We start from the raw sequence: 22,964 nt of genomic DNA, 5'->3' as shown, positions 1-22,964 counted from the left end.
GGTATGCTCGGCCCATGTTCATCGTGGACGCGTTGGCCATGGCTGGCTCCATGACCTGGGAGATCCTCTGGGCGCTGATCCTCGGCTTCGGCCTGTCGGCGGTGGTGCAGGCGGCGGTTCGTCGGTCCACAGTGGTCAGACTGCTGGGCGACGACTCGCCCCGCTCGCTGACCATCGCCGCCGGTCTGGGGGCGGCGTCCTCGTCCTGCTCCTACGCCGCCGTGGCGCTGGCCCGGGCTCTGTTCCGCAAGGGCGCGAACTTCACCGCCGCCATGGCCTTCGAGATCGCCTCCACCAACCTGGTCGTGGAGCTCGGCGTCATCCTGGCCCTGCTGCTGGGCTGGCAGTTCACCGTGGCCGAGTTCGTCGGCGGGCCCATCATGATCGTGCTGTTGGCCCTGCTGTTCCGCCTCTTCCTGCGCTCACGGCTGGTCGACAAGGCCCACGAGCAGGCCGACAAGGGCCTGGCCGGCTCGATGGAGGGGCACGCCGCCATGGACATGTCCGTCGGCGGCCGGAAGCTGTTGTCCCGCAAGGGTTTCACCGCCGTGTCGCACGTGTTCGTGATGGAGTGGGCGGCCATCCTGCGGGACCTAGTGATCGGCCTGCTCATCGCCGGCGCGGTCGCCGCCTGGGTGCCCGACTCGTTCTGGCAGGGCTTCTTCCTGTCCGACCACCCGGTGCTCGGCGCCATCTGGGGCCCCGTCGTCGGGCCGGTGGTGGCCATCCTCAGCTTCGTCTGCTCCATCGGCAACGTGCCGCTGGCCGCCGTGCTGTGGGCCGGCGGCATCAGCTTCGGCGGCGTGGTCGCCTTCGTCTTCGCCGACCTGATGATCCTGCCGATCCTGAACATCTACCGGAAGTACTACGGCACCCGGATGGCCCTGTTCGTGTTCGGCACGTTCTTCGCCGCCACCGTCGGCGCCGGCTACCTGGTCGAGCTGATCTTCGGCGTCACCGGCCTCACCCCCACCGACCGCTCCGCCCGCGTCGTCGAGGCCGGCATCAGCTGGAACTACACCACCTGGCTCAACATCGTGTTCATCGTGCTGGGCGCGGCCTTGGTCGTCCGGTTCTTCCGCACCGGCGGCCGGGACATGCTGCGGATGATGGGCGGCGCGCCCGACACTGGCGAGCACGCCGACCACCATCACATGGACTAGCTCACGGTGATCGTCAGCGGCCCGCCCGGCATGGCTTTGCCGTTGGGCGGGCCGTAAGCGGTGGTCAGGCTGCCGTCGTCGGTGAGGGAGAAGCCGACGGTGTAGACGCCCGGCGGCACCACATCGATGGTTGCGGACATGGCGACAGTGCCGTCGGCGGCCTGGCTGGTGGCCCCGGTGCCCTGACCAACCAGCAGTCCGGAGTTGTCGAAGATGCCGGCGTGGTAGGTGGTGATGTCGGCGATCCCGATGGCGGTATGGGCGGTGATCGTGACGGAACCGTTGGCGGGGGCGCTGACCGAGGCTGAGGTCACGGAAGGCGGTGTGGTGTCACGGACCTGGGTGATCACCAGGCCCGGGTCGGGGGCGTTGTGGCGGGAGCCGTAGACGGCGGCGTTGCCTGAGCCGTCGACGACGACAATGCCGTTGATGCCACAGGAATTGACGCCCTTGGTGACGTGGACGGCGACGGAGTAGCTGCCGTCGGGGTTGAGGGTGGGCGTGGTGGTCGGAGCCGAGCAGTAGGCGTCGAAGGCGGGCTCGACGTAGATGGCGGAGATGCCCTGCCGAGCACCGTTGACCCGCATGGAGATCGAGGTGTCGACGTCACCGCGCCAGTTGTTGACCGGGTTGACGGAGAAACTGGTGGCTTGTAGGGAACTGTTGTCGGTCACGGTGATCGGCGCGGCGTTGAGGTTGTTGTAGTCGGCGACAAAACCGGCGTCGCTGGTCAGGGAGAGCTTGGACACGACCCATTTGCCGTTGGCGGTGCCCTTGGGGAACAGCACCGGGATCGAGCACTGGAGGCCGGGGCAGAGCTCGGAGACCTCGTCGCCGTCGACCGAGGACTGGTCGAACGAGCGGCTCAGTGTCTGTCCACTTGGACCGGTCAGGGTGATCGTGCCCCGCCAGAAGTCGGTCACGTCGAAGGTGTAGACGGCCGAATTGGTGCTGCCGGCGTAGAGGAACGGCGACTGGGCGGCGAGGTTGTCGTAGGTCGGCCCAGCGGTGCCGACGGTGGTGTTCGCGGTCACCGCAGCGGTGAGGTCGTCACCTGAGGCCAGCAGTTGGTTGCCCTGATCGTCACGGAGATCGACCAGCGCCACCACCCACTTGGTGGCCGTCGAGTCGGACTGGCCCGGCGCAGTGAAGTGGTAGGTGTAGCTGGAGCGGTGGACGTCACCGGAGACGAAGACCGCCGAGCCGAGGCCGAAGCTGACCACGATCGGCTGCCCGACGTGATTGTCCCGCCGCAGCACGACTTCCCCGGCGACGGAACCGGCGTTGGCGTTGCGGTTGGTGACGGTCCAGTTGAGGTCGACCGTGCCCCCGCCAGCCACAGTGGACTGGGCGAAGCCCAGGGACTCTATGGACAGGTCGGCCCCGGCCTGGAAGTAGCCGAACATGTCGACGACGAGGTCGACGTTGCCGATGTGGTTGAAGAACGCCACAGTGCCGTCCGCGCCGACCGGGACCACGACCAGGTTGGACAGCGTCTGCCCGGTCGTGAAGTCGATGCTGGACGAGGTTGGAACCGGTGTGCCGCCGGGATAAGCGGTGACGAAGCTGTTCCCGGTCGGGTTGGTGACGGTCACGTTGAGCACCACGGCCGTCGCCTTGTTCGGCACGGTCAACGCCCGCGACTGCCCAGCGCCCAGCGGGCCGCCGTCGTCCCGGGTGTCGAGCAGCCGGGTCGGCGCGTCGGTGGTCCGGTAGACCCCGCCCTGCGGGACGGTGCCCGGCGGATTTCCGGTGTAGTAGCCGGAGATGTCCACCACCACGTCGACCCAGCCGACGTTGTTGTACAGGTCGATCTTCCCGTCCGGCCCGACCGGGACGATCACCGAGTTGGCGATCGTCGCCCCGGCGGTGAAGTTCAGGTTGGACACGTTCGGCCGCGCCGCGCCGCTCGGGAACACCGACAGGAAGCTGCTCGCGCTGGGATTGGTGACGGTGACGTTCAGCTGAACGGCCGTGACTCCGCTTGGTGGCACGGAGTTCCGCCCGGTCACCTGAAGCGGCAGTGTGCCGCCGGGCGAGATGCCACCGATGCCGTCACGGGTGTCCAACAACCGTGTCGGCGACAGTGTGCTGAAGCTGCCGCCAGCACGATCGACTGTGTAGTAACCAAAAACGTCGGCGATCACGTCGACGGTGCCGGTGTGGGTGAAGAAGAACACCGTGCTGTCACTGTGCAGCTGCACCGTGACCAGGTTCGGCACCGTCTGCCCGGCCCGATAGTTGATGTTGGACGTCGCCGGCGCGTCACCGGCCCCGTTCACCGCGACAAAGCTGTCCGCGGTCGGATTGGTCACCGTCACGTTCAGCACCACCGCCGTCGGCACGACCGACGGATCCCCGGTGACTCCCGAAACATCCAGCGGCAGCGACGATCCCGGCCCGAGCGGCCCTCCGCCGTCGCGGGTGTCGAGCAGCCGGTGCGGCGACACCGGCACGAACTTCCCGGCCAGCGAAGGCTGATTCGGCACCGACGAAGCGTGCACGGCCGCCGGAACAGCCGCCAGCCCAACGGTCACCAGGGCCGCGACGGCCCAGCGCAACGTGCGCATCAGCCCTCCGTCACAGTCAGCGTGAGCGGACCACCCGGCATCGCATTGCCGCCCGGCATGCCGTAGCCCGTGGAAAGGTTGCCGGCGTCAGAGAGCGAGAATCCGACCGTGTAGACGCCCGGGGGCACGACCTCCGGGTGCACGAGAAGATCGACCGTGCCGTCGGCGGCCTGGGTGACGCCACCGTCCACGATGCCGACCTGCTTGCCGGCGCTGTCGAAGATGACCGTGGCGTAGAGGTTGATCGGCGCCACGCCGATGGCGGCGTGCGCCTTGAGGGAAAGGAAGGTGCTGATCAGCTTGCTCTGCGGCACCGACGCCGGGGTCCAGTCCACCGAGCTGACCGACGGCGGGGTGGTGTCGGCCACGCGCTGGGCCACCAGGCCAGGATCGGGCGCGGTGTAGTCCCGGCCGTACAGCGCGACATCGCCGGCCCCGTCGACGACGGCGATGGCCGAGACACCGCACTCCCGGGAACCCGTGTCCATCAGCACCGGGATGGTGTAACTGCCATCGGGATTGGCGGTGGGGAAATCGGTCTGCACCCGGCAGCTGCTGTTGCCGAGGTCGGTGTCCACGGAGATCTGCCGGATCCCCTGCCGTGCGCCGGTGACCCGCATCGACACGGCCAGGGAGACGCCGGCCCGCCAGTTGTCGACCGTGGTGGGCGTGATGGCGAAGCCGTTGACGCTGAAGGCATTGTCGTCGCCGACTGTGATCGGGGCGGCATTGAGGTTGTCGTAGTCGGCGGTGGTTCCGGCGTTGCTGGTCACCACGAGCTTGCTCACCGCCCACTTGCCGACGGCCATACCCTTGGGGAACTGCACCAGCACCGAGCAGTGGTACCCGCCACCGCCGCCCTGGCACGGCGAGGTCAGGCGCTGGCCGTCGACCGTCGCCTCGGCGAAGGTGCTGGTCAGGGTCTGCCCGTTGGGTCCGGCGACGGTGATCGAGCCCTGCCAGAAGTCCTCGGCCGCGTCCTGGACGGTGAACTCGAAGGTGGCCGAGTTGGTGATGCCGTCGTACAGGTAGGGCCGTTGCTGGATGCCGCTGCCGCGGAAGGTGATGTTCTGGTACGTCGGCGCCGTGCCGCCGGCCTTGGTGGTCGCGGTCAGCACGGATCCGGGGTAGCCGGCGAGGTCACTGCCGTTGGCCAGCAACTGGTTGCCCTGGTCGTCGAACAGCCGGAGCAGCGCCACGACCCAGTGCGTGGTGGCGGAGTCGGAGACGGCCGGCACGGAGAGGTTGTACTTGAAGGCACCTCGGTGCCCGTCGACGGAACCGTGGTCGGCCTGACCGGAAACGCTGCTGGAGTACGGCGAGAAGGTCTCCACCACCGGCTGGCCGAGGTAGGTGCCGGGCTGGCTGCCGGCGCGGCGCAGCACGACGGTGCCGCCCAGGTAGGTGGATTTCGGGTTGGTGTCGGTGACGGTCCAGTCCAGCTCGACGGAAGCGCCGTTGGTGGCGTCCACAGTGGACTGCGCGAAGGCCAGCGACTCGACGCCCAGGTCGGGGCCGGCGTTGAAGTAGCCGAACATGTCGACGACCAGGTCGACGGTGCCGACGTGGTTGAAGAACGCCACCTTGCCGTCGGGGCCGACCGGGACCACGACCAGGTTGGACAGCGTCTGACCAGGAGTGAAGTTGATGTTCGAGGCGGTCGGCACCGCCGAGCCGCTCGGATAGGCGGTGACGAAGCTGTTGTCGGTCGGGTTGGTGACCGTCACGTTGAGCACCACGGCCGTTGGCGTGCCGAACGTCATGTCGTGCAGACCGCTGACGGTCAGCGCCCGTGACTGTCCGGCGCCGAGCGGACCGCCGTCGGATCGGGTGTCCAGCAGCCGGGTCGGCGAGTCCATCAGCTCGTAGACGCCGCCGTGCGCGAGCGTGCCGGGGGCGTTTCCGGTGTAGTAGCCGGAGATATCGGCCACCACGTCCACACTGCCGACATGGTTGAAGAAGTCGATCTTCCCGTCCGGGCCGACCGGCACCACCACCGAGTTGGCGATCGTCTGCCCGGGCCCGAAGTTCAGGTTGGACACGTTCGGCAGCGCGCTGCCGCTCGGGAACACCGACAGGAAGCTGTCCCCGGTGGGATTGGTGACGGTGACGTTCAGCTGAACGGCTGTGACTCCGTTCGCCGGCACCGAGTTCCGCCCGGTCACCTGGAGCGGCAGCGTGCCACCGGGGCCGACCGCGCCGATGCCGTCGCGGGTGTCGAGGATCCGGGTCGGCGGCAGCGTGGACAGCGTGCCGCCGGGCCGGTCGTTCGTGTAGTAGCCGAAGACGTCGGCGATCACGTCGACACTGCCGCTGTGGTTGAAGAACAACACCGGGCTGGCGCCGGACACCGGGGCGGTGACCAGGTTCGGGACGGTCTCGCCGGCGCGGAAGTTGACGCTGGAGACGGTCTGCGTGGACACCGACACGAAGCTGTCGGCGGTGCCGTTGGTGACGGTCACGTTCAGCACCACGGCGCTCGGCGTCACCTCCGGGTTGCCGGTGATGCCGGAGACGTCCAGCGGCAGCGAGGTGCCCGGGACGAGCGGGGTCGCGATGCCGTGGTTGCCGGTGCCGTCGCGGGTGTCGAGCAGCCGCTTCGGCGTGACCGGCACGAACTTGCCGGCCATCGCCTGCTCGGTCGGTAACAGGGAATGGGGTCTACTCGCCGCCGGTCTCTCCGGAGCGGGCGGGGCGGAGGCGGCTTGAGCGGCCGCCGGAACCGCGCCGAAGGTGACGGTCAGTAGGGCCGCGATGGCCAAGCGTGTGATGGACACGGCCGGATTAGAGCAGGGTGTGACCTTCGCCGCGCGGGAATTCCAGCAAGTTGCCGGTGCGTTGCACAGAGACGTGACCGATGCCAGCAGCGTGCCCCTGTCCGTGCTCGACCTCGCCCCGGTGGGGCAGGGCTCGACCAGCGCGGAGGCGCTGCAGAACACCCTCGACCTGGCTCGCCACGTCGAGGGGCTGGGCTATCACCGCTACTGGCTGGCCGAGCACCACAACATGCCGGGTGTGGCCAGCTCCGCGCCGGCGGTGCTGATCGGGCATGTGGCGGCGGCGACCGAGCGGATCCGGGTCGGCTCCGGCGGCGTGATGCTGCCCAACCACCCGCCGCTGGTGGTGGCCGAGCAGTTCGGCACGTTGGAGGCGTTCCACCCGGGCCGCATCGACCTGGGCATCGGCCGCGCGCCGGGCACCGACGGCGTCACCGCGCAGGCGCTGCGCCGCAGCACAGGGCCGCTGTCCGCGGACGACTTCCCGCAGCAGCTGGCCGAGCTGCTGCACTACTTCGAGCAGCCGACGCCGGACCAGAAGGTCATCGCGGTGAACGCCCCCGGCAACAAGCCGCCGCTGTGGCTGCTGGGATCCTCCGGCTACAGCGCGCAGGTCGCCGGCCTGATGGGCATCCCGTTCGCCTTCGCCCACCACTTCAGCGCCGAGAACACGCTGCCGGCGCTGGCCCTGTACCGCGAGACCTTCCGGCCGTCGGCGGTGCTGGACAAGCCGTACGCGATGGTGGCCGCCGCGGTGGTCGCCGCCGATGACGACGAGCACGCCCGCTATCTGGCCATGCCGAGCGGGCTGTCGTTCCTGCGGCTGCGTGGCGGCCGGCCGGGGCTGTTCCCCTCGCCCGAGGAGGCCGCCGCCCACCCGTACACCGACCTGGAACGGCTGTTCGTGGAGGACCGGCTGTCCTCGATGATCGTCGGCGGGCCGGACACGGTGGCCAAGGGCGTGGCCGACCTGCTGGAGCGGACCCGGGCCGACGAGCTGATGGTCACCACCATGGTGCACGACCACCAGGACCGGCTGCGTTCTTACGAATTGCTGACCAAGGCCGTTCGCGGTTCGTAAGCACCCATTGCCTTGTGGGCGCCACCGGGGCGCGATGGAATTCTTCCATGGCGATATCGGTGGCGCACACGCCGAATGAAGTTCAGACGTCCACTCGCGGCGTCCGCTGGCTCATCACCGCCGTGCGGGTGCTCACCGGAATGCTGTGGGTGCAGAACGTCTCGTGGAAAACGCCGCGGCTGCCGGACTACGGCGGCCTGCGGATGTGGACCCAGGACGCGGTCGACCACCCGGTCCTGGCGCCGTACTCCTTCCTGGTGCAGCACGTGGTGCTGCCCGGTTTCCCGCTGTTCGGGGCGCTCGCGCTGGCCGTGGAGATCCTGCTCGGCGCATTCCTGATCGTCGGGTTGGCCACCCGGTTCTGGGCCGTCGTCGGAATCGCGCAGACCCTGGTGATCACGTTGTCCGCGCTGTACGTGCCGGGCGAATGGTTCTGGTCCTATGCGCTGATGTTCGTCGCCCATTTCGCGGTGCTGGCCACCGCCGCCGGCCGATTCGGCGGCGTGGACGCCGTGCTGCGCCCACGCTGGGCCGCCCGCGGCGACCGGCTCGGCCGGTTCCTGCTGCTGGCCTCCTGAACCATTCGTTTTCCCTTCGCGTAATCCTGGGAGTGGTCATGAAACTCGCCGTCGGTTTCGGCGTCGGCCTCACGCTGGCCACGCTGCTGGCGATCCCGCAGGGCCTGCCTTGGCACATGATCGGCCTCGGCGTTCCCGGCTACCTGGTGGTGCTCGCGCTGGCCGCGGCGGCGATCACCGGCGGCTGGCACGAGCGCCGCTCGCTGGTGTTGATCGCCGGCGTCGGGCTGCTGGTCGCGGCGGTGTTCCAACTGCTCGAACTGGTGATCGGCGGCCAGAACACGCTGGGCGGCGACCTGTCCACGGTGTCGCTGCTGCTGGGCGTGGGCATCGGGTTGGTCGCGATCGGCGCGCCCAAGACGACAGTGCCGCAGAGCTGATGGAGCAGTTGGGCTGGGGAGCGGTCGCCGGCCTGGCGGCCGCGCTGCCGGTCGGGGTGCTGATGGCCACGCAGCACATGGTCACGGCATTCCCTGGCTGGCTCGTGTACGCGGCGTACGCGGTGATCATCGGCGTGGCGCTGGGGGCGGTTGCCCGTGGCACCAAGCAAGGTCTGGCGATGACGGCGTCGGCCGGCGTGCTGCTGGGCACGCTGGGCTGGCTGGTGTTCTCGCTGACGCTGACCCCGCTGGTTCAGGGCGTGCTGCCGACCTGGTCCGCCGCCGCGGCCGCGACGACGTATCCGCAGCTGGTCGGCAACGTGCTGCACGGCGCGCTCACCGGGCTGCTGCTGCACTTCGTGGCCGGCACGTGGGCGATGAAGGAACGCGCCAAGCGCGATCCGGCGCCGCGGACCAAGGTCGTGGTGGTGGGCGGCGGATTCGGCGGCGTCAGCGCGGCCCAGCGGTTCGAGCGGCTGGTGCTGCGCGGTGCGAAGCTGGACGTGACGCTGGTCAGCGACTCGAACTTCCTGCTGTTCACGCCGATGCTGGCCGAGGTGGCGTCGGGGGCATTGGAGCCGGCGCACATCAGCGCCCCGATCCGGTCGGCCGCCGCGCACACCACGTTCCTCTACGGCCGGGTGGACCGGGTCGACCCGGCCGTGCGCGAGGTCGTGCTGGAATCCGGGGAAGTCCTGAAATACGACCATCTTGTGCTGGCCATGGGTTCGGTGCCGCACACGTTCGGGCTGCCCGGCATCGCCGAGCACGCCTTCCCGCTCAAGACCCTCGCCGAGGCCGTGGCCCTGCGCAACCACGTGCTGCGCATGCTGGAGGCCGCCGACCGCGAGACCGATCCGCGCACCCGCCGTGAGCTGCTGACGTTCGTGGTGGCCGGGGCCGGTTTCGCCGGCACCGAGACGATCGCCGAGCTGTTCGACCTGGTGCACGGCGTTTCCCACTACTACCCGGGCATCGCGCCCGAGGAGCCCCGGTTCGTGCTCGTGCACGCCGGCGAGCGGATCCTGCCCGAGCTGGGGCCGGAGCTGGCCGAGTACTCGATGGAACGCCTACAGGCGCGGGGAATCGAGCACCGGCTGGCCATGCGGGTCACCGAGGCGGCGGAAGACCTGGTACGGCTGGAGAACGACGAGCTGATCCCGACCCGCACCTTCGTCTGGACTGCCGGCAACAAGCCGGTGACGTTGCTGGGCAACGGAACCCTGGTCACCGACAGCACGCTGCGCGCCGTCGGGCTGGAGAACGTGTGGGCGGTCGGTGACTGCGCGCGGATCCCCGATCCATTGATGGACGGCGCTTTCTACCCGCCGACGGCCCAGCACGCGTTGCGGCAGGGCAAGGCCGTCGCTGACAACGTCGCCGCCGTCGTCGCCGGCCGCTCCCCCGCCGAGTTCCGGTTCCGTGCCATCGGCGTGCTGGTGGCGCTGGGGCACCGAACCGCTGCCGCGGAGATCCGGGGCCGCCGGTTCGCCGGGCTCGTGGCCTGGCTGATGTGGCGTGGCATCTACCTGTCCAAGCTGCCGGGTGTGGAGAAGCGGCTGCGGGTGCTGTTCGACTGGACACTGGATCTGGTGTTCCCGCGGGACATCGTGGTCACGTCGCCGACGCCGCGCCGATCGAAGGTGAGGAGCCAGTGAACGACAGCGTCATGAAGGCCCGGGAGGCGTTGACTTCCGGTGCGCTGTCCGGGTTGGCCGGCGGCGCGGCCTTCGCCGCCACCATGGCGATCCAGGGCCAGCTGGCCACCGTGGCGTCGATCGTGCACACCGACAACGTGGTCGCCGGCCTGGCCGTGCACATGGTGATCGCCACCGTTCTCGGGGCCGGTTTCGGACTGCTGATGGCCGCGCGGCGGCGGGCCCGGGCCGGCGAGACCGTGTTCTGGGGCCTGATCTACGGCGCGTTCTGGTGGTTCCTCGGCCCGCAGACCCTGTTGCCGCTGCTGCTGGGCAAGCCGGTGGCCTGGGATTTGGCCAGCGCGCAGGCGTTGCTGCCGAGCCTCATGGGCCATCTGCTGTACGGGGCGGTCACCGGCATCGCCTTCGTGGTGCTCCAACAGGACACCGATCCGTTGTGGTACAAGCCGTCCCGCAATTCCGTCCTACGTGGACTGTTCGCCGGCCTGGTCTTCGGACTACTGTTGGGTCTGCCGTGGGAGGGGCTCCTTGCCGGGGCCGGGTACGCCCTGCTGTTCCCCGCCGAGAACACCGGACCCGCCCTGGTTCGCGGCACGGTCTACGGCTTCGCCTGGTGGATCTTCGCTGCGCTGACCGTGGAACCGTTGCTGTTCAACGTGACCCTGGACTGGTCACAGCAGGCCGCCGCCAGGGACGCCCACCTGCTGCCGGCCTACGTGCTGCTCGGGGCCGGCATCGCGGTGCTGCACACCTGGTTGGGACTGCTGGCCAAGGTGCTGTTCACCGACGACATTCGCATGGTGCGCACGGAGGCGGCCGGCAAACGCGGGCTGCGGGCGCTGGGCTACGGCGCGCTGTCCGGCATCGCCGGTGGGCTGGTGTTCACCGTGGTGATGGCCATCGTCGGCGAATTCTCTTTGGTGGCGCGGATGGTCGGCTCCCACTCCGACGTCGTGGGCTTTGTCGTGCACATGGTCATCGCCCAGATCCTGGGCGTGTCGTACGCGGTGCTGTTCCGGCGGCGCAGCTTCGACCTGACCTCCGGCATCGGCTGGGGCCTGTCCTACGGCTTCTTCTGGTGGGTGCTGGGCAATCTGACCCTGCTGCCGCTGTTCACCGGCACCCCGATCGACTGGAGCGCCGCCGGTCTCGCCGCCGGCTTCCCTTCCCTGGTCGGCCATCTGGCCTACGGGGCCGCGCTCGGGGCCGTCTACCAGCGGCTGGAGGCGCGGGCCAACCCGTGGTGGCAGACCCGGAGCAAGGCCGTGGCCGAGCGGACCGTGGCCCGGCGCGAGCAGGTCCGCGGCGCGGCCCCGGCGATGTGGGTGTTCACGGTGCTGATCGCGCTGATCATCCCGATGTTGGTGGGCCGGTGACCACGGGGTGCCGAGCGGCCTGGGTGGCCCGGTCGACAAAGGCCGCCAGGTCGGGGTGACGGGTCGGCCCCGGCGCCCACGAGAAGCACAGCATGGTGCTGGGGGCGTCGACGACGGGCAGGCCCCGCACGTCGGCGACGCCGACCCGGGCAGCCGCGTCGCGGCTGACCAGGACGACGGCCTGTTGCAGCAGGACCAGGTCGGCGATGCCGTCGAGGGGCAGGTCGGGGCAGTCGGGCAGGAAGCCGTCGGCGGCGCGCACCTGGGCCGTGGTCAGCTGGTCGTGGGCGGACAGGGCATGGCGGGTCGAGACCAGCGCGACGGTGGGCTGCTCGACCAGCTCGACGGACTCCAGGCCCGCGCGGTCGTCGGTGTTGCAGGTCACGGCCAGGTCGGCGGCCCCGGCCCGGACGGCGTCGGCGGGCTGCCGGCCGAGGTGCAGCCGGATCTCGGCCCCGGACCAGTCGGCCAGGATCTCGGCCAGCAGGCCCGAGCCGGTGGCCGGCCGGACGGCGATGACGAGCGGGCGTTCCCGATCAGCCAATCGGATCCGGTCGGCGACACCGTCCATTCTGGACAGAATGGCCCGCGCCTCGGCGACCAGCAGCTCACCGGCCGGCGTCAGGGTCACCCGCCGGCTGGTGCGGTCGAACAGAACAGCGCCGAGGCGGCGTTCGAGCCGGGCAATCGCGCGGGACAGCGGCGGCTGGGCGATACCCAGCCGCTCGGCGGCCCGAGTGAAGCTCAGCTCGTCGGCGAGAGCGACGACGTACTCCAGCTCGCGCGTCTCGAAGCGGTCCATACCCCCAGGATATCGACCGATCCGCACGGCTACCCGCACCGAATCACGACCTTGCCGAACGCGGCGCCGCCGGCGGCGCGGTCCAGCGCCCGCTGGCCGTCGGCGAGCGGCCACACCGAGTCGATCCGCGGGGAAATCCCGGCGGTGACACAGAAATCGGCCAGCTGGGCCAGCTCCGCCGGGCTGCCCATCGCACTGCCCAACACCGACAGGGATCGGGTGAACAACGACGGCAGATCGACCTGGGCCAGCGCGCCGCCCGCGGCACCGGCCGTCACCAGGCGACCGCCGGGCCGCAGCGCCGACAGCGAGTGCTGGAAGGTCGCGCCGCCGACGGCGTCCAGCACGACGTCCACCGCCTCGGGAAGCGCGCCGTCGCTGGGAAACGCCGCGTCCGCGCCCAGTTCACGCACAGCGCGTTCGCCGCGCTCGGGATCACGGGCCACGACCCACACACGCAGGCCAGCGGCCTTGCCAAGCTGCACGAGGGCCGAGGGGACGCCACCGCCGGCCCCCTGCACCAGGACGGTTTCGCCGGGCACGACCCGGGCCCGCGTGAACAGCATGCGGTACGCGGTGAGCCACGCCGTGCCGAGACCGGCGGCGGCATCCCAGTCCAACCCGGCCGGCTTGGCCACCAGATTGGCCCTGGGCAGCCACACGGTCTCGGCGAACGTGCCGTCCACGCCCTGCGACAGCATCCGCAGGCCGGGATCGAGCATCGGGTCGGCCGCGAATTCGGGGGCGGCGAGAATCGGGTAGACCAGCACTTCCGTGCGGTCCTCGGCGATTCCGGCGCCGTCCGAGCCGAGCACGGTCGGCAGCCGACTGGAATCGGCCCGGTAACCAGCGGCCATGGCAAAATCGCTCGCGTTGACCGACGCCGATTTCATCCTCACGCGAACCCAGCCGTCGAGCCCGACCGGTTCGGACCCCTCGCCGACTTCGACGGTTCTCGCTGTTGTCAGACGAATTCCCAGCACCGACCTCACGCCTCGGGGAAAACGTAGGGCAGATCGTGCTTGATCACGTGCCGCTGGATCCGCCACTCCCCGTCCTGGCGGCGCAGCGCGGCCCGGACGTAGCCGGACTCGATCGGGGTGATGCTGCCCTGCGCCCCCACCGTGCCCGCCGGCCAGCCGTTTTCCGGACGAGCCAGGCCACGCACCGAGTACACCAGGAACTGCGCGTCGTATTCGGCGGTGTCGCCGTCGACGGCGGTAATGGGATTCACCATGGTGTGGTGGCTCCAGCCCAGTTCCGGATGCGGAACCATGCCGGTCGCCACCGCGTCACCGATTGCGCCCGCACCCGACATCTCGCCGAGGAGCTCGTCACGGCCAGCACCAGAATAGTAGACATGCACGGTGGCATCCGGCCAGAAAACGGCGGCCATGGCTTTCGGATCTCGATGGTCGGCGGCCCGCAGATAGCGGGCGAAGACTTCGGCGACAAGACGGTGGTCGTCAGGAGAGGTGGTCATGACCCCATTTCAACAGACCTTTCCGCGCGGAGCCATGAACGATTAACCATGGATCCATACCCTGGAGGTATTCATCTGACCGTTCGCGGCCGGACGGCGTTGGCCCGGTCCACCAGCGCCACCCGCTCGGTCACGGTGCTGGCCAGCCGGGCCAGGGTGCGGTAGCAGTCCTCCAGCCCGAACCGCAGCCCGCGCTCGGTCAGCTCCGCCCCCAGCACCGTCGTCACGCCGTTGTCACCGCCGGGCTTGCCGGCCAGCACCCAGTCGAACGCGGTGCCCAGCACGTCGGCGGCGAGCTTGGTGCGCTTCTGCACGTCCACCGCCAGCCGGTCCAGCCGGTTGCCGGCCTCGACCAGGTCGGCGACGGTCAGCTCGGCCGGCCGCCGGTCCCGGATGCGCACCTTCAGCGCCCCGATCTGCGCGGACAGGTGCTGGCTGGAGCTGTCCGGCACGGAGTCGAGAATCTCCACCGCCCACGACCGGTGCCCCTGCGCGAGCCGGGTCCGGGCCAGGCCGAAGGCGGCGCTCACGTAGCCGTGGTCGGTGCGCCACACCAGCTCGTAATACCGTGCGGCGGCGGCATGATCGCCGCACAGCTCGGCGCTGACGGCCAGCGCCAGCTTGACCGCCGGCTCGCCGGGCAGCTTGTCGAACACGGCGTTGAAGGCGACCTTGGCCTCCTTGGGCTTGCCCTGCGCGATGGCGACCAGCCCCTGGTACCAGCGGACCCGCCAGTCGCCGGGCACGTCGTCCTCGGCCTCGTCGAGCACGGCCGCCGCCGACGGCAGATCCTCCAGGTCGATGTAGGCCCGGGCCCGGCGCATCAGCACCTCGGGCGTGATCATCGGCGCGTTGTCCAGGCTCTGCAGCATCGCCTTGGGATTGACGCCGGTGACGGTGGCGAGAAAACCGGCGGCCGGGTCGCCGGCGTTGACCTGCGGCACCGGCAGCCCGACGGCGATCTCGTGCGGCTCGGGGGCCAGCAGCTCGTCGCGCGGTCCGAACGGCCGGCGCTCGGTGCTGAACATGTGCGACAGCCGCGGCGGCGGCTGTTCGCCGCCGATCGCCACGACCTCCCGCAGCACGCCGACCAGCTGCTCGGCCATGTCCTCGGCCGAGTGGAACCGCCGCTCCGGCTTCTCGTGCGTGGCCCGCAGCAGAAACCGGTGGTACGACTCGAATATCTCGAACAGCGGCACCTCGTCGACACCCGGCAGCGTGTGCTTGTGGCGGCCGCGGTACTCCGGGAACTCGAAGCTGAGCACGGCCATCATCCGGCCGACGGTGTACAGGTCGGAGGCGATCGACGGCCCGCGCCGGCCCAGCTCCGGCGCGCTGTAGCCGGCGGTGAAGAACAGCGGGCTCTCGAAGTCGTCCATCCGCCGCACCGCGCCCAGATCGAGCAGCTTGAGCTGCTCGTCGGTCTGGATCACGTTGTCCGGCTTGAGATCGCAGTACAGCAGACCGACGCCGTGCAGGTAGCCCAGCGCCGGCAGGATCTCCAGCCCGTAGGCGATCACCTGCGGCAGCGGCATCGGCTCGATCCGCCGGTCCGGGCGGCGGCGCTGCAACGCCAGCTCGCGCAGCGAGTTGCCGCCCACGTACTCCATCACGATGTAGCCGATCATCGTGCCGGTGTCCGGGTCCGGGTGCTGCACGAAGTTGTAGATCTTGACGATGTTCGGGTGCTCCACCTCGGCCAGGAACCGCCGCTCGGCCACCGCGGCGGCCATCGCCGCCGGGTCGCCGGTGTCGATCAGGCCCTTGAGCACCACCCAGCGGTCGTTCACGTTGTGGTCGCGGGCCAGGTAGATCCAGCCCAGACCGCCGTAGGCCAGGCAGCCCAGCACTTCGTACTGCCCGCCCAGCACCTCGCCCGGCTCTAGTTTGGGTACGAACGAGAACGGCGTCCCACAGCGCGGGCACACCCCGACGGTCAGGCCGAGCACGCCGTCCGAGCTGCGGCCGACCCGGGACGCGCAGTGCGAGCAGAACCGCTTGTTCTCGGCCACCACCGGGCTGTCCAGCACCGCCGTGGACGGATCCCGGTAGGGCACCCGGGGCACTTCGACCAGGCCGGCGCCCAGGCCTCCCCGACCCAGCGACGGCCCGGTCAGCGGTCTGGAGCCCTGGCTCGACGGCCGCCACGCCTCATCGGTGTGCCCGGTCTGGGCGAGACCGGTGGCGGCGGGTTCCCACTGTTCGGTTGCCATGGTCAGTCCACGTATCGGGGCGCGGGCGGGGCCGGCACCGGGCCCAGCCGGTCGCCCAGCCAGTGCTTGTAGTCGGCGGTCCAGGTGCCGTCCGCCCGGATCTTCTCCAGCACGGCGTTGATGAACCGGACGAAGTCGCTGTCGGTCTTGGGCACGGCCAGCCCGTACGGCTCGTCGGCGAAGCGAGGCCCGACCACCTTGGTGTACGGGTCCTGCGCGGCCAGCCCGGCCAGGATCGTGTCGTCGGTGGAGGTGGCGTCCGCCTGCCCCTGCTGCATCAGCACCAGGCAGTCGGTCCAGTTGTCCACCGACACCAGGTCCGGCTTCGAGGCCACCTCGGTCAGCGCCTCCAGCGAGGTGGATCCCTTGGTGGCGCACACTTTCTTCCCACTCAGGTCGCCCACGTCGCGCACCGCCGAGTCGCTGTCGACCAGGACCCGCTGCCCGGCCGAGAAGTACACCGTGGAGAAGCCGACCTGCTGGGCCCGCGCGCAGTCGATGGTGAACGTGCGGGCCACGACGTCGACCTGTCCCTGTTGCAGCGCGGGAATCCGGTCGGCGGAGGTGATCGCCTTGAACTGGATCCGGTTCGGGTCGCCGAACAGCGCGTCGGACACGGCGTGCAGCATGTCGATGTCGAAGCCCTCGACCTCGCCGGTGACCGGGTCCCGGAAGCCCATCGGGTACGTGTTCTGGTCGACACCGGCGATCAGCCGGCCGCGCTGCACGATGCGGGCCATCGTGGAGCCGTCGGGCATCTGCCCGGGCGCCGGCAGCGGGCCGCTCGGGCGCAGGCTGGCCGTGGCGTCGCAGTGGGCGTCCGGCGCGTTGGTGCTGGTGGTCGGGGCCGGCGAGCCGGCCACGCCCGGCGGTTCCGGCACCGTGACCGAGGACGAGCTGTCCACCGGTTGGGCCGGCACGTTCGAGCCGCACCCCGCCAGCGCCAACGCCAGCGCGGTGGCCGCGACCGCCCGCCTCACCAGTACTCCCTCAACCGCTGCCAGATCCCCAACCCCGAGGCTACGCCGATCACGACCGCGATGACGATCAGTCCGGGCCGCAACAGGGTCAGCGCCGCGTCGGCGGCCGAGGCCTGCCGGTTGAACGCCGTGCGCGCGGTGTCCAATGCGGACACCAGGTTCTTGTCCAGGTCCGCGAACAACGAGCCGCTGCTGCTGGCGCTGGTGCCGATGCTGTCCTCGACGGCCTGGTTGTACTGGCCTGCGTCGTCGGCCTCACGGATCCGGCGGTGCACCGACGTCCAGGCCTGCTGCGACCGGATGGCGTTGTCCAGCGCGGTCCGCACCGACGGGTCGGTGGCCATCGCCCGGGCCTGGCCGAGCAGGCCCGCCGAGCCGTCCCGCCCGCCGAGCCGGTTGGCCGCCGTCAGGTAGTCGGTCTGGTAGCTCTGGCCGTTGCCCCGCACCACCAGCGTCAGCGTCTCGTCGGCCCGCGCCTGCACCGCCGCGAACCGGGCCTGCACCAGCACCGCGACCTGGTCCGAACCGTCCTTTCGAGCACTGTCCAGATGCAGCGCCACGGCCGTCATCGCCGCCGACGTCCACAGCAGCGCCACCACCGCCGCCCCGGTGGCCACCACCAGGCCGGTGTTGACCAGCCGGTTGGTCGCGCCGAGCAGGTACCACTGGGCGGCGAACAGCAGGCCGACCGTGATCAGCAGCAGCACCACCTCGCCGATGGGGAACGCCGTGGCCGCGTCCTGCTCGGCGGTGAGGCGGGCGTTCTCGGCCTTGTACAGCTGCTCGGCCGCGGGCAGCAGCTTGGCGCGCATCAGGCCGGAGGCCTCTCGCAGGTAGGCCGCGCCGACCGGGAAGCCCTGGCGGTTGTTGGCCCGGGCCGTCTCCACCAGTCCGGTGTAGATCGGCAGCTGGCTGGACAGCGTCTGCAGGGCCTCGGGGGCCACCACGGTGCCGGCCTCCAGGGTCAGCGCCGAGGTCGCCTGGGCGATGTCGGCCAGGTACTGCTGGCGGGTCGCGGCCGGCTCGATGCCGCCGGCCAGGAAGGCGCTGGACGCCGTCGCGTCCGCGTCCTGTAAAGCGCGGTAGATGTCCTGCGCCGCCACGCTCAGCGGCTCGGCCGTGGTGGCCAGGTCCCGCACCTGGTCGCCCTTGCCCTGCACGCCGCTGGCCGTCAGCACGCCCACGATGATCGCCAGCACCAGCACGCCGGCGGCCATGCCGATGAGCCGGCCGGGCGTGGATTGGACGAACTTGCGCAGGAAGCGCCAGAGCCGGATGGGCGCGCGTGGCACCGCCGCGGCCCGGGTGATCACTCCCGCCATCGGCGATCACCCCTTCCCAGCTCGCGGCTCATGTCGACTATCGATCGTGACGCCGGCCGGCGCTACCCGAATCGCTGAGCGGGCCCCGGATGTCTGCCCCCCGGTGTGGTGGCCCTCACCTGGTTGGCGCAGGGTGCCACCGTATTAACGGACCCGATTGGTCTAGATAAGGGACAATGACCGGCATGACCACTGACGTGCTGCGCTACGCGGCGTTCACCACCACGCCCGACGGCGGCAATCCAGCCGGCGTCGTGCTGGACGCCACCGGGCTGGACGAGGCCGACCAGCAGAAGATCGCCACTGACGTGGGCTATTCCGAGACGGCGTTCGTCACCCGCGCCGCGGACGGCTACCGGGTGCGCTACTTCAGCCCGCTGGCCGAGGTCGCGTTCTGCGGCCACGCCACCATCGCCACCGCCGTCGCACTGGCCGAACGGGACGGTCACGGAGAGTTGCTGTTCCACACCCAGGCCGGCGAGATCCCCGTCACCACGACGCTCGGTGACGACGGACTCACCCGCGCCAGCCTGACCAGCGTGCCCACCTCCTCCCGGGAGGCCACCCCCGAGGAGATCGCCGACACCCTGGTCGCGCTGCGCTGGTCCACTGCCGACCTCTCCAGCCAGCACGTGCCCCACGTCGCCTTCTCCGGCAACCACCACCTCGTTCTCGTGCTCTCCTCGCGGGAGCGCCTCGCGTCGCTCAACTACGACTTCGACCGCCTCGCCACGCTGATGACCCGCTTCGGCTGGACCACCGTGCAGCTGCTCTGGTCCGCGAGCGACACCGTCTGGCACTCCCGCAACCCGTTCCCCATCGGCGGTGTCGTCGAGGACCCCGCCACCGGCTCCGCCGCCGCGGCCTTCGGCGGCTACCTCCTGGCCACCGGCCGCGTCGACGCGCCGACCCGGCTCACCGTCCACCAGGGCGACGACATGGGCCGCCCCAGCGTGCTCACCGTCGACCTCGACCCGTCCGACCCGCGAGTCGCGGTCAGTGGCACCGCGACCCCGATCGTCTAGAACGCCTTGGACAGGAAGACGCTGCTCACGCCGTCAACGCTGGGCACCTCGCCGAACACCTGCCAGCCGCTCTTCACGTAGAACTCCGGCGCCTGGAAGTTGATCGTGTACAGCACCCCGGCCCGGCAGCCGCGGCGCACCGCCTCCCGCTCGGCCTCGGCCAGAATCCTCCGGCCGAGGCCGGCGCCGCGGCGCTCCGGCGGTAAGTAGAAGAGGTCGACGAACAGCAACCCGAGGGATGTTCGCCCCGTCAGCCCGCTGCATTTTCGGCGCCGCCTTCGGCGTCGCGGCTCGGCCCCCGGGTAGCCGGCGCCTCGCACTCTCTTGTGTCCGCGGGGCCTCGCGCTCAGATTCCTTGCCAGGCGGGCTTGGTGGCGTAGGTAGAGCGGTAGTAGTCGGCCAGTTTGAGCCGGCCGGCGGCCGCCTCGTCGAGGATGACGGTGGCGTGCGGGTGGAGTTGGAGCACCGAGGCCGGGACGATCGCCGCGAGCGGGCCCTCCACCGCCAGGGCGACGGCCTCCGCCTTGGACTCGCCGGTGGCCAGCAGGACCAGGTGCCGGGCCTCGAGAATGGTGCCGATGCCCTGGGTCAGCACGTGCTGCGGGACGTCGTCCAGGCTGTCGAAGAAGCGGGCGTTGTCCACACGGGTCTGCTCGGTCAGGGTCTTGACCCGGGTCCGCGAGGCGAAGGAGGAGATCGGCTCGTTGAAGCCGATGTGGCCGTCCGTGCCGATGCCCAGCAGCTGGAGGTCGACCCCGCCGGCCGCCTTGAGCGTCCGCTCGTACGCCGCGCAGGCCGCCACCACGTCCTGCGCCGAGCCGTCCGGTCCCATGAACCGATCGTCCGAGATGCCCAGCCGATCGAGCACCTCGCGGCGGACCACCTCGCGGTAGGACTCCGGGTGCCCCACCGGCAGGCCCACGTACTCGTCCAGCTGGCAGATCCTCGCCCGCGACAGGTCCAGGCCCTGCGCCTTGCGCCGCTGCAACGCCTCGTACACCGGCAGCGGGGTGGAGCCGGTGGCCACGCCCAGCAGCGCGTCGGGCTTGCGGCCCACCAGGTCAGCGATGGCGCCGGCGGCCAGCTCACCCTGCGCCACGGCGTCCGGCACGATCACGATCTCCATCTCGGGCCCCCGACTGATCGGTCCAATGGTTCAGACCAATCTTAGCCGTGACCGGGCCCCGGGAGAACGTGCGCGGCGACACGTTCACGCAGGTTTCCCCGAACGATCAGTCCGTGCCCGAGATCAAGGGGCCACTCGTCTCGTTCAACGTCAGGAAGGGCCCCTTCATGACTGCCCGGCCGCGGGCGAACTGTCTGTGCTGCGCGGTGCGAGGCGTGACTTCTGTGGCGCGAGGTGCAACCGGGGCTGCCTTGACGGCGTCGAGTCGGGGCAAGAGCGGATGATCAGTTCGGAAAGGACACGCACATGCGCATCACTCCGGTTCGGGCCGCCACGGCGTTCGGCGCCGCGGCGGCACTGGGGGTCGCGACGTTCGCGCTGGTGAACGCCGTGCCGGCCGCGGCGGTGGACAGCTCGGTGCTGGGGCCGAACGGCTACGGCGCGATCAGCGTCGGCATGAGCGTCGCCGACGCCAAGGCGACCGGCAAGGTCGGCGACCCGGTCGGCGGCACCGACCTGTGCCGCGGCTACAACTGGGCCTACTCCCCCGGCCCGGTGCTGATCATGTCCACGAAGTACGGCGTGTACTCGGTGCCGGGCACGGCCCCGGGCGCGCACACCCCGGAGGGCGTCAAGGTCGGCTCCACGCCGGACGAGATCCTGGCGGCGTACCCGGACGCGGTGTCCGCGCCGCACAACACGGTCGTCCAGTACACCGTGCCGACCAAGGAGAACCCGGCCACCCAGTACGTGTTCGGCGTGCGGGACGGGCAGGTGGTCGGCATGGCCGTGCAGTCGGTGAACCCGCACGACTGCGCCGCCGGCTGACAGCCCGGACGCCGTGCCGCGGACGGCGCGAAATACCATCTGCGGCATGGCACTGGACAGGCTGAAGTCGACCTGGGAGAACCTCGGGCGCGTCGACCCGCGGTGGGCGGTGCTCACCGACCCGGCCCGCCGGCACGGCGGCTGGGACACCGACGAGTTCCTGGCCACCGCGGCCGGCCCGGTCCAGCGCGTCCGCGACCTGGCCGAGGCGGCCGGGCTCACGCTCGGCGACCGGGCGCTCGACTTCGGCTGCGGCGCGGGGCGGCTGAGCAACGGCCTGGCCGCCCACGTCGACACCGTTGTCGGCGTGGACATCGCGCAGTCGATGGTGGACGAGGCGGTGCGCATCAACCGGTTCCCGGACCGGGTCTCCTTCACCGCCTACGACGGCCAGCGGCTGCCGTTCGACGACGAGTCGTTCGACTCGGTGGTCAGCCTGATCTCCATCCAGCACTCGCCGCCGGCCGTGCAGCTGGCCTGCCTGGTCGAGCTGCACCGGGTGACCAAGCCCGGCGGCGTGCTGGTGCTGCAGATGCCGGCGCGGCCCAACAAGCCGACCGAGCTCACCCCCGACGCGATGCGCGCCCACATCGAACCGCTGGGCGCGCCTCGCTCCGTGGGCGCCGGGCAGTCGGTCGCGGTGCACGCCAAGGTCACCAACACCAGCTCCACGGTGTGGCCGGCCGGGCAGCTGATCCGGCTGGGCAACCACTGGCTGCGCGACGGCGAGCCGGTGCGGTGGAACGACGGCCGCACCGACATCCCGCACGACCTCGCGCCCGGCTCCTCGGTCGAGATGCAGGTGCCGGCGGCGGCCCCCGACGAGCCCGGCCAGTACGTCCTGGAGCTGGATCTGGTGCAGGAGGCCGTCTCCTGGTTCGCCGAGGCCGGCGGCACCTCGGTCCGGATGCCGGTCGAGGTCGTGTCCGCGCCGGTCGTCGTGGCAGCCCCGGCGGCGGAAACCCCGGTGGCCGCCCCGGAAGAGTCCCCGGCCGAGCCGCCCGCGCAGGGCCGTGACGACGGTGGCATGGAGATGTTCGGCGTCGACCCCACGCTGGTGCGGCTGCTGTTCGCGCACTGCGGCTCCGACGTCGTCGAGGCGGTGCCGGACGACATGGCCGGCTCCGAGTGGGAGAGCTACACCTACGTCATCCGCCGCGGGGCGACCCTCTAGTCGTAGCGGACGAAGGCGCGCAGCGTGCCAGGGCCGAAGTCGCGGATCTCCGCGTAGCCAAGGCTTTCGTAGAAGGCACGCTGCGCCGGCTCGTCGTCGGTGAGCAGCACCTTCTGCCGCACTGTCCGATAGCGGTCGAGAACGGCCCGCACGAGGGCCCGGCCGATGCCGCGCCGATGCACGTCCGGATGCACCAGCACGTCCTGGAGATAGCAAACGGTGGCGTCGTCGGACATCGCCCGGGCCAGGCCGACGAGCCGGCCGCCGAGCCGCGCCGTGACCACATAGGACGATCCGGCCACGCCTTTGCCCAGCAACTCCGGGTTCTCGGTGTAGGCGGTCCAGCCGACCGCGCCGTAGAGCTGGCGCAGTTCTCCCAGCGGCACATCGGTTTCCGGTGCGATCACGGCTTCGTCCACGGACGGACC

General features: G+C 70.5%; 20 protein-coding genes. 9 read left to right on the top strand and 11 right to left on the bottom strand.

Annotated elements, in window-relative coordinates:
- Positions 1 to 14: 14 nt before the first annotated feature.
- On the top strand, positions 15 to 1,163 hold the full coding sequence (locus tag JJ691_RS01780) for a permease (RefSeq protein WP_211767038.1): 1,149 nt from the start codon (positions 15 to 17) through the stop codon (positions 1,161 to 1,163).
- On the opposite strand, the gene JJ691_RS52880 is transcribed toward JJ691_RS01780, so the two are convergent.
- Positions 1,160 to 3,733, bottom strand: a complete 2,574-nt coding sequence (locus JJ691_RS52880; RefSeq protein WP_211767037.1) for a hypothetical protein — start codon at positions 3,731 to 3,733, stop codon at positions 1,160 to 1,162. The two genes, JJ691_RS01780 and JJ691_RS52880, sit on opposite strands and share 4 nt — an antisense overlap.
- Positions 3,733 to 6,510 (bottom strand): hypothetical protein, encoded by a 2,778-nt coding sequence (locus JJ691_RS01770; RefSeq protein ID WP_211767036.1) that lies wholly within the window; start codon positions 6,508 to 6,510, stop codon positions 3,733 to 3,735. The genes JJ691_RS52880 and JJ691_RS01770 overlap by 1 nt, the downstream gene beginning before the upstream one ends.
- 73 nt (positions 6,511 to 6,583) lie before the next feature.
- Here JJ691_RS01770 and JJ691_RS01765 point away from each other — a divergent pair, with 73 nt between their 5' ends.
- The 5 genes from JJ691_RS01765 to JJ691_RS01745 are packed head-to-tail and all read left to right on the top strand — an operon-like array spanning position 6,584 to position 11,583.
- Positions 6,584 to 7,591 (top strand): LLM class flavin-dependent oxidoreductase, encoded by a 1,008-nt coding sequence (locus JJ691_RS01765; RefSeq protein ID WP_249227618.1) that lies wholly within the window; start codon positions 6,584 to 6,586, stop codon positions 7,589 to 7,591.
- Positions 7,592 to 7,638: 47 nt separating this feature from the next.
- Positions 7,639 to 8,169 carry a DoxX family protein gene (locus tag JJ691_RS01760; protein ID WP_211767034.1) on the top strand — a complete coding sequence of 177 codons (531 nt, stop codon included), beginning with the start codon at positions 7,639 to 7,641 and terminating at the stop codon, positions 8,167 to 8,169.
- A 38-nt stretch (positions 8,170 to 8,207) separates the two neighbouring features.
- Complete coding sequence (locus JJ691_RS01755; protein WP_211767033.1) at positions 8,208 to 8,549, top strand: Rv1678 family membrane protein; 342 nt, start codon at positions 8,208 to 8,210, stop codon at positions 8,547 to 8,549.
- A complete protein-coding gene (locus JJ691_RS01750; protein WP_211767032.1) occupies positions 8,549 to 10,207 on the top strand; it encodes an NAD(P)/FAD-dependent oxidoreductase in 1,659 nt (552 codons plus the stop codon). The genes JJ691_RS01755 and JJ691_RS01750 overlap by 1 nt, the downstream gene beginning before the upstream one ends.
- The gene (locus JJ691_RS01745; RefSeq protein ID WP_211767031.1) at positions 10,204 to 11,583 is read left to right on the top strand and encodes a hypothetical protein; all 1,380 of its coding nucleotides are present in this window, start codon (positions 10,204 to 10,206) and stop codon (positions 11,581 to 11,583) included. Before JJ691_RS01750 ends, JJ691_RS01745 begins: the two co-directional genes overlap by 4 nt.
- On the opposite strand, the gene JJ691_RS01740 is transcribed toward JJ691_RS01745, so the two are convergent.
- The 6 genes from JJ691_RS01740 to JJ691_RS01715 all read right to left on the bottom strand — a co-directional run bounded on the left by JJ691_RS01740 (position 11,558) and on the right by JJ691_RS01715 (position 18,383).
- The gene (locus JJ691_RS01740) at positions 11,558 to 12,385 is read right to left on the bottom strand and encodes a LysR family transcriptional regulator (RefSeq protein WP_211767030.1); all 828 of its coding nucleotides are present in this window, start codon (positions 12,383 to 12,385) and stop codon (positions 11,558 to 11,560) included. The genes JJ691_RS01745 and JJ691_RS01740 overlap by 26 nt on opposite strands.
- Before the next feature lie 29 nt (positions 12,386 to 12,414).
- Positions 12,415 to 13,368: a zinc-binding dehydrogenase gene (locus tag JJ691_RS01735; RefSeq protein WP_442912583.1), complete on the bottom strand. Its 954-nt coding sequence runs from the start codon at positions 13,366 to 13,368 to the stop codon at positions 12,415 to 12,417.
- A gap of 5 nt (positions 13,369 to 13,373) precedes the next feature.
- Positions 13,374 to 13,868 carry a nuclear transport factor 2 family protein gene (locus JJ691_RS01730; protein ID WP_211767028.1) on the bottom strand — a complete coding sequence of 165 codons (495 nt, stop codon included), beginning with the start codon at positions 13,866 to 13,868 and terminating at the stop codon, positions 13,374 to 13,376.
- Between the two features lie 71 nt (positions 13,869 to 13,939).
- The gene (locus JJ691_RS01725; RefSeq protein ID WP_211767027.1) at positions 13,940 to 16,081 is read right to left on the bottom strand and encodes a serine/threonine-protein kinase; all 2,142 of its coding nucleotides are present in this window, start codon (positions 16,079 to 16,081) and stop codon (positions 13,940 to 13,942) included.
- Positions 16,082 to 16,083: 2 nt separating this feature from the next.
- Positions 16,084 to 17,061 (bottom strand): glutamate ABC transporter substrate-binding protein, encoded by a 978-nt coding sequence (locus JJ691_RS01720; protein WP_249227617.1) that lies wholly within the window; start codon positions 17,059 to 17,061, stop codon positions 16,084 to 16,086.
- Positions 17,058 to 18,383 carry a hypothetical protein gene (locus JJ691_RS01715; protein WP_211767026.1) on the bottom strand — a complete coding sequence of 442 codons (1,326 nt, stop codon included), beginning with the start codon at positions 18,381 to 18,383 and terminating at the stop codon, positions 17,058 to 17,060. The genes JJ691_RS01720 and JJ691_RS01715 overlap by 4 nt, the downstream gene beginning before the upstream one ends.
- A gap of 176 nt (positions 18,384 to 18,559) precedes the next feature.
- Between JJ691_RS01715 and JJ691_RS01710 the strand changes: the two genes are divergently transcribed.
- Positions 18,560 to 19,408 carry a PhzF family phenazine biosynthesis protein gene (locus JJ691_RS01710; protein WP_442912582.1) on the top strand — a complete coding sequence of 283 codons (849 nt, stop codon included), beginning with the start codon at positions 18,560 to 18,562 and terminating at the stop codon, positions 19,406 to 19,408.
- On the opposite strand, the gene JJ691_RS01705 is transcribed toward JJ691_RS01710, so the two are convergent.
- Positions 19,405 to 19,638 carry a GNAT family N-acetyltransferase gene (locus JJ691_RS01705; protein ID WP_211767024.1) on the bottom strand — a complete coding sequence of 78 codons (234 nt, stop codon included), beginning with the start codon at positions 19,636 to 19,638 and terminating at the stop codon, positions 19,405 to 19,407. The two genes, JJ691_RS01710 and JJ691_RS01705, sit on opposite strands and share 4 nt — an antisense overlap.
- 116 nt (positions 19,639 to 19,754) lie before the next feature.
- Positions 19,755 to 20,534: a glucosamine-6-phosphate deaminase gene (gene nagB, locus JJ691_RS01700; RefSeq protein ID WP_211767023.1), complete on the bottom strand. Its 780-nt coding sequence runs from the start codon at positions 20,532 to 20,534 to the stop codon at positions 19,755 to 19,757.
- A 306-nt stretch (positions 20,535 to 20,840) separates the two neighbouring features.
- On the opposite strand from nagB, the gene JJ691_RS01695 reads away from it, so the two are divergent.
- Positions 20,841 to 21,362, top strand: a complete 522-nt coding sequence (locus JJ691_RS01695; protein ID WP_211767022.1) for a hypothetical protein — start codon at positions 20,841 to 20,843, stop codon at positions 21,360 to 21,362.
- A gap of 46 nt (positions 21,363 to 21,408) precedes the next feature.
- Positions 21,409 to 22,536 (top strand): methyltransferase domain-containing protein, encoded by a 1,128-nt coding sequence (locus tag JJ691_RS01690; protein ID WP_211767021.1) that lies wholly within the window; start codon positions 21,409 to 21,411, stop codon positions 22,534 to 22,536.
- Here the strand turns inward: JJ691_RS01690 and JJ691_RS01685 are convergent.
- The gene (locus tag JJ691_RS01685) at positions 22,533 to 22,955 is read right to left on the bottom strand and encodes a GNAT family N-acetyltransferase (protein ID WP_211767020.1); all 423 of its coding nucleotides are present in this window, start codon (positions 22,953 to 22,955) and stop codon (positions 22,533 to 22,535) included. The two genes, JJ691_RS01690 and JJ691_RS01685, sit on opposite strands and share 4 nt — an antisense overlap.
- Between the last annotated feature and the right edge of the window lie 9 nt (positions 22,956 to 22,964).

This window comes from Kutzneria sp. CA-103260 (assembly GCF_018263855.1).
Taxonomy (GTDB): Bacteria; Actinomycetota; Actinomycetes; order Mycobacteriales; family Pseudonocardiaceae; genus Kutzneria.
Note: the sequence above shows the minus strand (reverse complement) of the source record. Positions and strands in the feature narration are given on the sequence as shown.

Coding starts and splice junctions, on each gene's coding strand:
- JJ691_RS01780 (WP_211767038.1), top strand. CDS start 15: ATGTTCATCGTGGACGCGTTGGCCATGGCTGGCTCCATGACCTGGGAG.
- JJ691_RS52880 (WP_211767037.1), bottom strand. CDS start 3,733: ATGCGCACGTTGCGCTGGGCCGTCGCGGCCCTGGTGACCGTTGGGCTG.
- JJ691_RS01760 (WP_211767034.1), top strand. CDS start 7,639: ATGGCGATATCGGTGGCGCACACGCCGAATGAAGTTCAGACGTCCACT.
- JJ691_RS01755 (WP_211767033.1), top strand. CDS start 8,208: ATGAAACTCGCCGTCGGTTTCGGCGTCGGCCTCACGCTGGCCACGCTG.
- JJ691_RS01750 (WP_211767032.1), top strand. CDS start 8,549: ATGGAGCAGTTGGGCTGGGGAGCGGTCGCCGGCCTGGCGGCCGCGCTG.
- JJ691_RS01740 (WP_211767030.1), bottom strand. CDS start 12,385: ATGGACCGCTTCGAGACGCGCGAGCTGGAGTACGTCGTCGCTCTCGCC.
- JJ691_RS01730 (WP_211767028.1), bottom strand. CDS start 13,868: ATGACCACCTCTCCTGACGACCACCGTCTTGTCGCCGAAGTCTTCGCC.
- JJ691_RS01725 (WP_211767027.1), bottom strand. CDS start 16,081: ATGGCAACCGAACAGTGGGAACCCGCCGCCACCGGTCTCGCCCAGACC.
- JJ691_RS01715 (WP_211767026.1), bottom strand. CDS start 18,383: ATGGCGGGAGTGATCACCCGGGCCGCGGCGGTGCCACGCGCGCCCATC.
- JJ691_RS01710 (WP_442912582.1), top strand. CDS start 18,560: ATGACCGGCATGACCACTGACGTGCTGCGCTACGCGGCGTTCACCACC.
- nagB (WP_211767023.1), bottom strand. CDS start 20,534: ATGGAGATCGTGATCGTGCCGGACGCCGTGGCGCAGGGTGAGCTGGCC.
- JJ691_RS01695 (WP_211767022.1), top strand. CDS start 20,841: ATGCGCATCACTCCGGTTCGGGCCGCCACGGCGTTCGGCGCCGCGGCG.
- JJ691_RS01690 (WP_211767021.1), top strand. CDS start 21,409: ATGGCACTGGACAGGCTGAAGTCGACCTGGGAGAACCTCGGGCGCGTC.